Genomic DNA, 9,540 nt, shown 5'->3' with positions numbered 1-9,540 from the left:
CGCCTCACGGGTGCAGTCATCTACAATGCATAACACACGGAACCGCTGCCCATCTTCGAAGGCGTCGGAGACAAAATCCAACGACCAACGCTGGTTGGCGCGATCCGGCACCAGAATGGGGCGACGTGTGCCCAAAGCCCGCTTGCGTGACCGCCTACGGCGCACCGCCAGCCCTTCCTCGCGATAGAGCCTGAACAGCTTCTTGTCGTTCACCTTAAACCCTTCCCTGGCCAGCAAGATGCCCAAACGACGATAGCCGAACCGACGACGTTCATTCGCCAGTTCGCACAGCCGCTTGCGCAGGGCGTCGTCACCCTGATCTTGCTTTTGATACTGAAAGACCGACCTATGCAGATCAGCCAATTCGCACGCCCGACGCTCGGACAAGCCGTGCCGATCCATCACATCGCGCACGGCTCGTCGCTTCACATCAGGCGTCAGTAGTTTTTTGTCGCGAGATCCTTCAGGGCAGCATTATCCAGCATCGCATCCGCCAACATACGCTTCAGCCTGTTGTTCTCGACTTCCAGCGCCCTCAGCTTCTTGGCATCCGACACGTTCATGCCGCCAAACTTTGCTTTGTATTTGTAGAAGGTTGCATCACTGATGCCGTAGCGGCGACAAAGCTCCTGCGCTTTCACGCCTGCTTCGTATTCCTTGATCATTCCAATGATCTGTTCGTCTGAAAATCTGCGTTTCATGGTCCATCCTTTTCTTGGACGGATTTCTAACACCTGGGTGGCCTGATTTCAGGGGGCTGGGTCAGAACATTGACGGAGACCCTACAGGCTGTGGACATGGCCCACCGAGCAGGGTTCACCAACGTCATGTCGCATCGCTCCGGTGATACGGAAGACACAACAATCGCTGACCTTGCCGTTGCAACAAATTGTGGTCAGATCAAGACAGGATCACTCTCACGGTCAGATCGCTTAGCCAAATACAACCGGTTGATCCGCATCGAGGAAACTCTCGGCAATACTGCCCGGTACGACGGGTCCAAGTTGAAGATCTAGTGACTTTTTTTCAAAACAGACTTTCGTTTGGCCGCCGCGAGAAAGCAGTTTCTTCGCGCTTCATACCTTCGCCGCCGCTTTGTTGAACGGTAGCATTCTATGGGTGAGGACGGGTTTCAATTCCTCACGTTGTCCGGAAGTTCCAAAAGGCGCGCGTCGTCTTCGCTAACTGACGGCAATTGCTCAATTACCTCACGTCGCGCTTGGTCTTGGCACCGGAAGTACTGTTTGGCATCGTCAAAGTATGCCTCTGCGTCACCCCTTAACAGGTCATCATATGCCCTGACATCATCGGAATCGGTGGGCATCCAGGGCGGCGCAGGCGGCAGGCGACTGCCCGCAATAGCGGCAGAACCCCAGCTCAGAACGACCATAGCCCCCCATGTTTGTTTCAACGCATGAACGGCGCAACAACACAAATTTTATCTAGTGATTACTTGATTATTACTTTGTATCGGTTGGTAATCCATGAGGGACTGCCGGGCCAATGCACAATTCTGCAAGGCTCGATCCTATGAATTTGATGCAAGAAGCCCCTAATGTTGTCAGTGAAGACGGGCTGCGCACGCTGCTTGCCCAGGGTCATTCGGCGGATGCCGTGTGCCGGGTTACGCCCAAACGTACAGGTGCCCAGTGGTCCGGAGTTTGGACCGTGCATTGCGTCTCGCCAGATGGCGAGACGCGTCGCCTGCTCGTCACGGTACGCAACAACATGGCTGCGCGAGAGTTCAAGACAATCAACGGCCTATCCAGCTTCCTTGCCGGGCTTGGTGTCTCGATCGTCTCGATCCCGATGCTCGAAGGAAAGATCGCCTCACATCACCTTTACGACGAAGGCTAAACGACTTGCCGTCCTCGCAGCATTCCTTGCTGCCCCCGCCTATTCTGATGGCTTCGTTCTTTCCACGCAAGCCGATGGCCGACCGGAGACCAAAGCGCCCCAAACAGGCTTCGCACAAAGTTATGTCGACGGGATTGGCGCAAATCCACCTGAGCTGATCGTTTTCGCAGGGCCTGAGCCTGAAGCTCGCCTTCCTGCACCAACCCGCGCAGTTCCCCGCCCCGAAATCCTCACAGCCTTTGAAAGCACCGCCCATCGCCATGGCGGAGATGAAAACGCTCAAGGAAGCCGCAGAGCACAACACCCGCGTCACAATGTCCACCGCATCTGGCCGGAATGCGTCCGTCCTTTTCAGTCCGATAGTCAATTTCCCTTTGTGCAGTAAATGCCCTCAAAGGCGCGGCCCAAAACCGCGACAGGTCCAGTCACACCTGTGCGAAAACAGATGCCGCGCTGCGGTTCTTTCCAGGTTGTTCCCTGCCGCGGTGAGGCTTCGCTCTTACAAACTGCTGAAACGCAGGCATATATAAGGTAGCAAAAGCGACTCTAGCCGCTGCGCGAGATCTTCAAAAGCTCTGCAAATCGTCCAAAAATCGCCCGCGATAAGGTCGAAGCAGTGGCAAGATACTCTGGATGCCATTGAACACCGATGACCATGCCGTCGATTTCGCTTTCGAAGGCTTCGATGATGCCATCGTTCGACATGGCAACAGGCCGCAAACCTGCGCCCATCCGATCAACAGCCTGAACGTGGACCGAACTCACTGTGGCTTGTGTCGTGCCGATGGCGCGCCCCAATGACGTAGAGGCATCTACTGAAATCCGGTGCGCATCGGCGTATATCTGCTTTGGGTCATTGGATTTTTTGATCGGGGGATGGTCGTGAAAATCGGTTTTCCCGACAAAGCCCGCACGCAATGTGCCACCCAGCGCAACATTGATTTCTTGCATTCCGCGACAAATACCAAACAGCGGCCTCCCAAGCTTTATCGCCTCACCAGCCAGGTAAAGCGCCGTTTCATCGCGTTGTCTGTCAAATGGGCCCAGCCGATCCGAACGATCATTGACGCCATAGCGATCCGGCGCGACATTGGATTGATCCCCGGTCAGGATCACACCGTCTACGACCGCGAGAATTTCGTCAATTTCCGCAAATGAAAGCAGGGTAGGCACAATGATGGGAAGCGCGTCGCAAATTTCCATTGTTGCGGTCAGATACTTGTCATCAAGCGTTTGCACTCCTAATCCAGTCGCGCCATCCCGACCGGAATTGGCCATGATCGCGACTTTGTACATGGTACCCTTGGCGGTGATTTTGTCTGTTTGGACCGTCATTTTTAGCGGACCAGTGACTTGGCATAATGGGCTTCGATCTTTTTCTGAACAAGTTCCAGAACAATTGACATGATCCAATAGAGGACCGAGGCGGTGATCAGCATTTCCAATATTCTGAACTCCGAGCGACCAGCCGTGCGTGCGACGAACATCAAATCCCAGACCCCGACGACGCTGACCAGCGAGCTGTCTTTCAACATCGCAATGAACTGATTGCCTGTCGGGGGCACGATGACACGCATGGATTGCGGCAGGATCACCAGCTGGAAGGTGCGTAACCGTGACAGACCCAAGGCATCTGCTGCCTCCCATTGTCCGATCCCGATAGATTGAATGCCCGAGCGAAATATCTCGGTCATATATGCCCCATAGACCAGCGACAATGCCGTGATGGCTGCGGGGATCGGATCTACGACAACACCGATCTGGGGCAATCCAAGGTAAATCAAGAACAACTGCACCAATAGGGGCGTGCCCCGGAAATAAGAGGTATAGAATGCGCCGATACCCTCCAGAACACCGATACCCGACAATTTTGCCGTGGCACCGATCAAGGCGAAAATGAAGGCCAGGGTGATGGAAATAGCTGAAACATAAAGTGTCGTGACAACACCACGGGACACCAGAAACGGCAGTTTCTTTTCAATAAAGGCAAAGCTGAGATCAAAGGAATAGAACATCGAAAAAGCGAGCAGCGCCAAGCCCGCCCAGATGATGTAGGATTGGGCGCGACGGGACAGACCAAGCAGTACGTAAAACAGTCCAAAGGCAATCATAAACCCCATAACAGCGGTCGAAACCCTGCCCCACCATCCGGCCAAAGCCTCTGCGCTCATGGCCGGGCGTAACAATGATCCCAAAGTCAGCGTATTGGCGGCGATGAAAAAGAGTATGACAAGCACGGGAACCGCCAGAAACGCCGCAACCTTCAATCGCTCACTTCCGTGCGGAAACCGGCCCTTGAACAAGGTAACCATCGAAAAATCCATTCTTTTTGAATGATGTGGGAGGCGGGCATCGGAGGTGACGGGCTTTTATCAGCTATCGCTCCGATGCCCGGCCTGTGTCAGGGCAATAGAGGTGTTACTTCGTTGTGACCAGATCAACACCATGCCATTTGACGGACAATGCCGCCAAAGTGCCATCTTCCGTCATCGCTGTTACGACTTCGGCCAATCTGGCATTCATATCTGCATCACCCTTGTCCGTTACGACAGCCAGCGGTTCGTAAAATACGGGGTCTCCAAGCTGCTTGACGGGCAATCCCTTGTTGACGGCCTCTGTGACCACAGGCAGCGATTGCAGAACGGCATGAATGCGTCTTCCGTCGCCAAGAGACAGGTCATCAAATTCGTTGACTTCGGTATAGGTACGGATCTCTCCGGGCGTAACGTCATAGGTAAACTCCGGCATACCGACGACGTCGAGGTTAAGATCATGCTCCAGATAACGCTGATAGGTCGACGCGGAAACCACACCAACAACTTTCCCATCCAGGTCGCTGACCTTGGTGGCCGCTGAATCCTTGTGCACGGCAAAAACTGCGGGGCTAAAATAATACAACGCCGGAAAGTCGAGAACCTCGGCGCGTGCGGTTGTCGGGGTCATCGACCCAATAACCATATCCCATCGTCCCGACCAACGCCCTGCGGTCATGACCTCCCAACCCGGGGTCACGAATTCAACGTCAACACCCATACGTTTACCAATTTCCTTGGCGACCAATATATCGAAACCGTCCAGTTCGTTATTATCGTTCATGAAGGAATTTGGCGGATAATCAGAATTTGTCGCCACCTTCAGAACGCCCGAATTTGTAACACGGTCCAGAGCCTCTCCGGCGTTGGCGGTGACAACAGAGCAAGTTACCGAAATCACGGCTGCGAGGCCGGCAATCGCCGATCGTCTTGTTGTTAGCATTGTCTTTTCTCCCTGAGTTTTTGATTTTGATGCCACGCACCGTCCAGCAAACCATGTTACAGGACAAGTAGATTTACTTGAGCAAACTATCAGTAAACTCTATGGTTTGATCATGAAACTAGAACGACGATTCGTCCCCACCCCCCAGGAAACTCGGTCTTTGGAGGCGGTATTTCGCCTCAATTCCATCTCGTCCGCGGCCCGAGAGCTGAATCTCTCACAGCCAACAATTTCATATCATATCAGTAAATTAGAGGATAAGTGGGGTGTCAGCTTATTTCGCAACAAAAGCGGACGCATTGAATCAACCGAGTTTTTGAGATCGATTATTCCCGAAATCAGATCGGTCGCGCATCAGCTTGAGCATATCGGGTATTTGGTTGGCAGCCAGGGACGCAAGAAAGAGCTTTGCATCGGCATGCCCCCGGCTTTGGCATCCATCGTCCTGCTGCGACGGTTGGGTGATTTTCAAGCAAGCTTTCCCCAACTGAACATCCGAATCCGGGCCGCAAACCAGTTTCAAAACCTTGAACAAGAGCGGATCGACGTCACGATGCGGTTGCTCCCTCGTCCTGCCGATGCGCGTGCACAGGTTGAAACCGACTTTTTCACACCTGTCGCGAATGAACGAATGCGTCTGGTTTGTGCCCCAGACTATCTGGCGTCGATATCGGAGAACGGCAGTATACAAGAACATCGCGAACTTCTGTCGCGTGCCCAGTTGATTCACGAAGATGAAACCCAGCATTTTGCAAGGTATCTATCGACCTTCTGGCGTGATCAGGTCCTGGAGGAACGTTCAGTGCTGACGCTCAACAACGCAGATTTGATACTCCAGACTGCGATCGCAGGTCGCGGATTTGCCCTGGTACGGGAAGTCTATGTGATGGATGCATTGCGTGAGAATTTGTTGGTTGAACCTTTCCCGCATCGTTTGGATTGCGAACGGGTTTTCCATTTTGTTGCCCCTGAAGCCGTCGGTCTTGTGCCTTCCGCCCGTGCCTTCGTAATCTGGTTCGGTGACGAGCTCAGGAACATGATGCATGAACCGACCACCCAGCGTGCTGAGTAGTCTGATCTCTTATGACGCCCCCGATATGCTAGTGTTTGCGCACCTGGTGGACAGGTAAGTGACGATAATGATCTCAAAGGCATGCATGACTTTGGGCCATGCAGCTTCGGGGCAAATTCCTCTACCAGCCGCGAAAACGAGGCCAGACATCGATCACACCGCTTTCTCCTTCGACAACGTTGTAGTGGTCGAACTGCGCTGCCGTTGCGCAGGCATGGTTAGGCAGGATCCGCAGCAATGTACCAACGGGAAACACGGGTAGCGGCCCCGCTGCGCCGGGGCGCAGGGTGATAACCCCGTGTTCCTGATTGGCGCTGCCGACAATCAGATCGGAAATGACGCGCCCTTGTTCATCACAAACAACCCCGTACCCTTGATCAACATCCTGAACCGCGGTGCCGCGATCCCGTGACATGGCCATCCACCCTGCATCGATCATGATCCATCCTTTGGCGGTTTGATGCCCGATCACTGTGGTCAGAACGCTCAGCGCCAGGTCGTCAAGCGTGCATACGTCGATCCCGGCCATCACGAGGTCGAAAAATACATAGACCCCGGCACGCAATTCCGTAACCCCACTCAAATCGCGAGCGCCGTGGGCTGTTGGGGTCGAGCCAACACTGACAATCGGACAGGTCAGCCCGGCAGCACGCAGGGCCTGCGCGGCATCGATTGCGGCGCGGCGTTCTACTTCGGCATATGTTGCGTGTTTCTCGTCACCGCGCTGGGAATAGCTTGCCCCGGCATGGGTCATGACACCGCGCAGCATGCCGCCCCCTGCCAGAAGCTGACCAATTTCTATCAATTCCGGATCGTCGGGCTGCAGGCCACCACGGTGTCCATCGCTGTTGATCTCTATCAGGGCTGGCACGCCTGCCTCAACAACGGCTTGGGCCTGCGGAACATTATCAAGTATGACGGTCAAATCGCAGCCTTGCGTACGCAGCGCCTGCACCCGGGGCAGTTTTCGCGGCGCAATCCCGACTGCATAAAGAATATCCTTGTGACCCGCCGCGTGAAATTCTTCTGCTTCGGCCAATGTGGAAACGGTGATCGGCCCCCGCGTGCCGCCCCCGACACGCTTCGAGATTTCGGTGGACTTCGCCGTTTTGAGATGTGGCCGCAGCGTGACGCCCAGCGCTTGGGCGCGAGCATCCAGTCTGGTGATGTTGCGCATCATTTTTTGTTGATCAAGCAGCAGGGCGGGTGTCGTCAGCTTGTCGAGCCCGGTTTGGTCGGCGTTCATTGGGCACTCTTTCTGTTTGGGGCGATGGTTCGGATCATATCTATTTCTATGGTCAGCGCGTTGCGGTCTCAAGTCATTGCAGGCTTGTCCCGAAAAACGCAGGCTTGCCGGGCTTCTGGCACGCACCTCAGACGGCAAAGAGGTACCGGTGCTTCCCTGACCTGGACGCGCAGCGCAAAAGGCCCCGCTCAAAGGGAGATCCGTAAATACCTCCCCCGCTATTGCCAGAGCAAGAGGCCAAAAATGGCGGTATAGTTCAGAATTGAGCGCAATTGCGCCGATCCGTGAGAAAGCCCGCGCCAGCCGTTGAAAGCCTGGCCAACAAGCCCCATATCTGGATCATGATGATGTTCAGCACATATAAGAGGTTCCCGATTTACGCGGGACAACTACTGAACCGCCGGTAACCCCGGGCGGCGGCGGCAGGCATGCAGTCCACGCTCTGGGGTTTTTCGTATCAAAACAGCCATTTGTCATTGTATCGGTTTGCGCCGTGACCATCGGGAAAAACCGTTAGTCCCTGCACTTACCTCAACGATCTATATGGCATCCCCCCATTTGAAACCGGAGAACATCATGTCCGTTTACATCACCAAGAATATGGTCACCCCCAACTCAAAGCCCAGTCCAGCGCTCAAATCGATCAGGGCGATCGGTCGCATGTTTACAAGGATGAGGCATCGTTGGCTGCAACGTCAAATGACCATCGCATTGCATGAGCTGGATGACAGATTGCTCGCCGATATTGGCATCCATCGCTATGATATTCCACGCATTGTCGCGGGGTTGTCACCGAAGGAACTGCAAATGAGACCTGTCGCGCGCGCTCAACCTGCCGCAGATCCAGAGGATCAGCCCCTTTTGCGAGTCGCTTGAACCGCTTATCGCAGATGCCGCAAGCCGCAATCGTAAAAGAAAGAAAGGAACCGTGGTCGATATATCTTTCAGCTGCGGCGATCCCCAAGTACCCGGACGCGTTGACAACAAGCTATTTGAAAGCTCCGGTTCTACCGGGGCTTTTTCAACCTGCACTGCTGTCTAGGGTGCGCATGGCTACTACCCATAGGTAGCATGCAGACTGTTGGTATATGTTGTGCAATCCCCGATACAATCGGCGACCCATTCGGGGTTGTAATAGGTGTCGAGATACCGGTCCCCGCTGTCGCAGAGGAGGGTGACAATTGAACCCTGGCGGTTCTCGCGCAGCATGGCTTGGGCAACGCTCAATGCGCCCCAAAGGTTTGTTCCGGTGGACGGCCCTGCCTTTCGGCCAATCACCCCCTCCAGCCAGAGCATGGTGGCAACGCTGGCCGCGTCCGGCACCTGAAGCATGTGATCGATGACACCGGGTTGAAACGAATGTTCGACCTTGGGCCGACCGATACCTTCCACGCGGCTGGATTTCTTGGAAACAAGGCTGCGGTCTCCGGAGATGAAGCTGTCATAAAAGACTGAATTTTCCGGATCAACGACGGTGAGTTCGGTGTCATAGCCTTTGTAGCGGATGTAGCGACCCAGAGTTGCCGAGGTGCCTCCTGTTCCAGCGCTCATCACCAGATGAGACGGGATTGGATGTGGTTCGCGTGCCATCTGGGTAAAGACACTCTCAGCTATGTTGTTATTGCCCCGCCAATCTGTGGCCCGTTCAGCATAGGTAAACTGGTCCATGAAATAGCCGCCGATCTTGTGCGCCAGCTTTTCGGATGCGTCATGCATTTGCGGTGCTGCATCCACAAAGTGGATTTGACCGCCGTGAAACTCAATCAGTCTGATCTTGCTGCGCGCGGTGCTTTTGGGAACGACAGCGATAAAGGGAACACCGATCATGCGGGCGAAATATGCCTCCGACACGGCTGTACTGCCCGAGGACGCCTCGATGATTGTCGTGTCTTCCTTAATCTTGCCATTACACAGCGCATAAAGAAATAATGAACGGGCTAGACGATGCTTAAGACTCCCGGTGGGATGGGTGCTTTCGTCTTTCAGGTAAATATCGATCCCTTCAAGACGCGGCAGTGGAAGCTTGAACAAATGTGTATCCGCAGATCGATGGGCATCAGCGTTGATTTTCCCGACAGCATTCCTAACCCAGTTGTTCATTCTGTTTCCC

8 protein-coding genes and 3 pseudogenes are annotated in these 9,540 nt (G+C 54.4%); 5 read left to right on the top strand and 6 right to left on the bottom strand.

The features are described from left to right. Positions 1 to 701: pseudogene (locus OS190_RS16690) on the bottom strand (transposase); the annotation flags it as partial. A 63-nt stretch (positions 702 to 764) separates the two neighbouring features. On the opposite strand from OS190_RS16690, the pseudogene eno reads away from it, so the two are divergent. Both eno and OS190_RS16680 read left to right on the top strand, forming a co-directional pair. After that, positions 765 to 1,016 (top strand): annotated as a pseudogene (eno, locus tag OS190_RS16685) (phosphopyruvate hydratase); the annotation flags it as partial. 514 nt (positions 1,017 to 1,530) lie between these two features. Next, positions 1,531 to 1,857 carry a hypothetical protein gene (locus OS190_RS16680; RefSeq protein ID WP_267159855.1) on the top strand — a complete coding sequence of 109 codons (327 nt, stop codon included), beginning with the start codon at positions 1,531 to 1,533 and terminating at the stop codon, positions 1,855 to 1,857. 546 nt (positions 1,858 to 2,403) lie between these two features. Here OS190_RS16680 and OS190_RS16675 read toward each other — a convergent pair. From OS190_RS16675 to OS190_RS16665, 3 genes are all read right to left on the bottom strand, one after another. Then, a complete protein-coding gene (locus OS190_RS16675; RefSeq protein ID WP_267159854.1) occupies positions 2,404 to 3,192 on the bottom strand; it encodes a gamma-glutamyl-gamma-aminobutyrate hydrolase family protein in 789 nt (262 codons plus the stop codon). Between the two features lie 2 nt (positions 3,193 to 3,194). Beyond that, positions 3,195 to 4,169: an amino acid ABC transporter permease gene (locus OS190_RS16670; RefSeq protein WP_267159853.1), complete on the bottom strand. Its 975-nt coding sequence runs from the start codon at positions 4,167 to 4,169 to the stop codon at positions 3,195 to 3,197. Between the two features lie 106 nt (positions 4,170 to 4,275). Continuing rightward, positions 4,276 to 5,112 (bottom strand): transporter substrate-binding domain-containing protein, encoded by an 837-nt coding sequence (locus OS190_RS16665; RefSeq protein WP_267159852.1) that lies wholly within the window; start codon positions 5,110 to 5,112, stop codon positions 4,276 to 4,278. 112 nt (positions 5,113 to 5,224) lie between these two features. Between OS190_RS16665 and OS190_RS20580 the strand changes: the two are divergent. Beyond that, positions 5,225 to 5,413 (top strand): annotated as a pseudogene (locus tag OS190_RS20580) (helix-turn-helix domain-containing protein); the annotation flags it as partial. Positions 5,414 to 5,428: 15 nt separating this feature from the next. Further along, positions 5,429 to 6,184 (top strand): LysR substrate-binding domain-containing protein, encoded by a 756-nt coding sequence (locus tag OS190_RS16660; protein WP_267159851.1) that lies wholly within the window; start codon positions 5,429 to 5,431, stop codon positions 6,182 to 6,184. Between the two features lie 121 nt (positions 6,185 to 6,305). Here OS190_RS16660 and OS190_RS16655 read toward each other — a convergent pair whose 3' ends face one another. Next, a complete protein-coding gene (locus OS190_RS16655) occupies positions 6,306 to 7,430 on the bottom strand; it encodes an alanine racemase (RefSeq protein WP_267159850.1) in 1,125 nt (374 codons plus the stop codon). A gap of 576 nt (positions 7,431 to 8,006) precedes the next feature. On the opposite strand from OS190_RS16655, the gene OS190_RS16650 reads away from it, so the two are divergent. Beyond that, complete coding sequence (locus tag OS190_RS16650; protein WP_267159849.1) at positions 8,007 to 8,306, top strand: DUF1127 domain-containing protein; 300 nt, start codon at positions 8,007 to 8,009, stop codon at positions 8,304 to 8,306. Positions 8,307 to 8,486: 180 nt separating this feature from the next. Here the strand turns inward: OS190_RS16650 and OS190_RS16645 are convergent, their stop codons facing one another. Beyond that, entirely contained in the window at positions 8,487 to 9,530 is a 1,044-nt protein-coding gene (locus OS190_RS16645; protein WP_267159848.1) for a PLP-dependent cysteine synthase family protein, read from the bottom strand. Between the last annotated feature and the right edge of the window lie 10 nt (positions 9,531 to 9,540).

The sequence above is a fragment of the Sulfitobacter sp. F26204 genome (genome assembly GCF_026410305.1).
In the GTDB taxonomy this organism is placed as follows: Bacteria; Pseudomonadota; Alphaproteobacteria; order Rhodobacterales; family Rhodobacteraceae; genus Sulfitobacter.
Note: the sequence above shows the minus strand (reverse complement) of the source record. Positions and strands in the feature narration are given on the sequence as shown.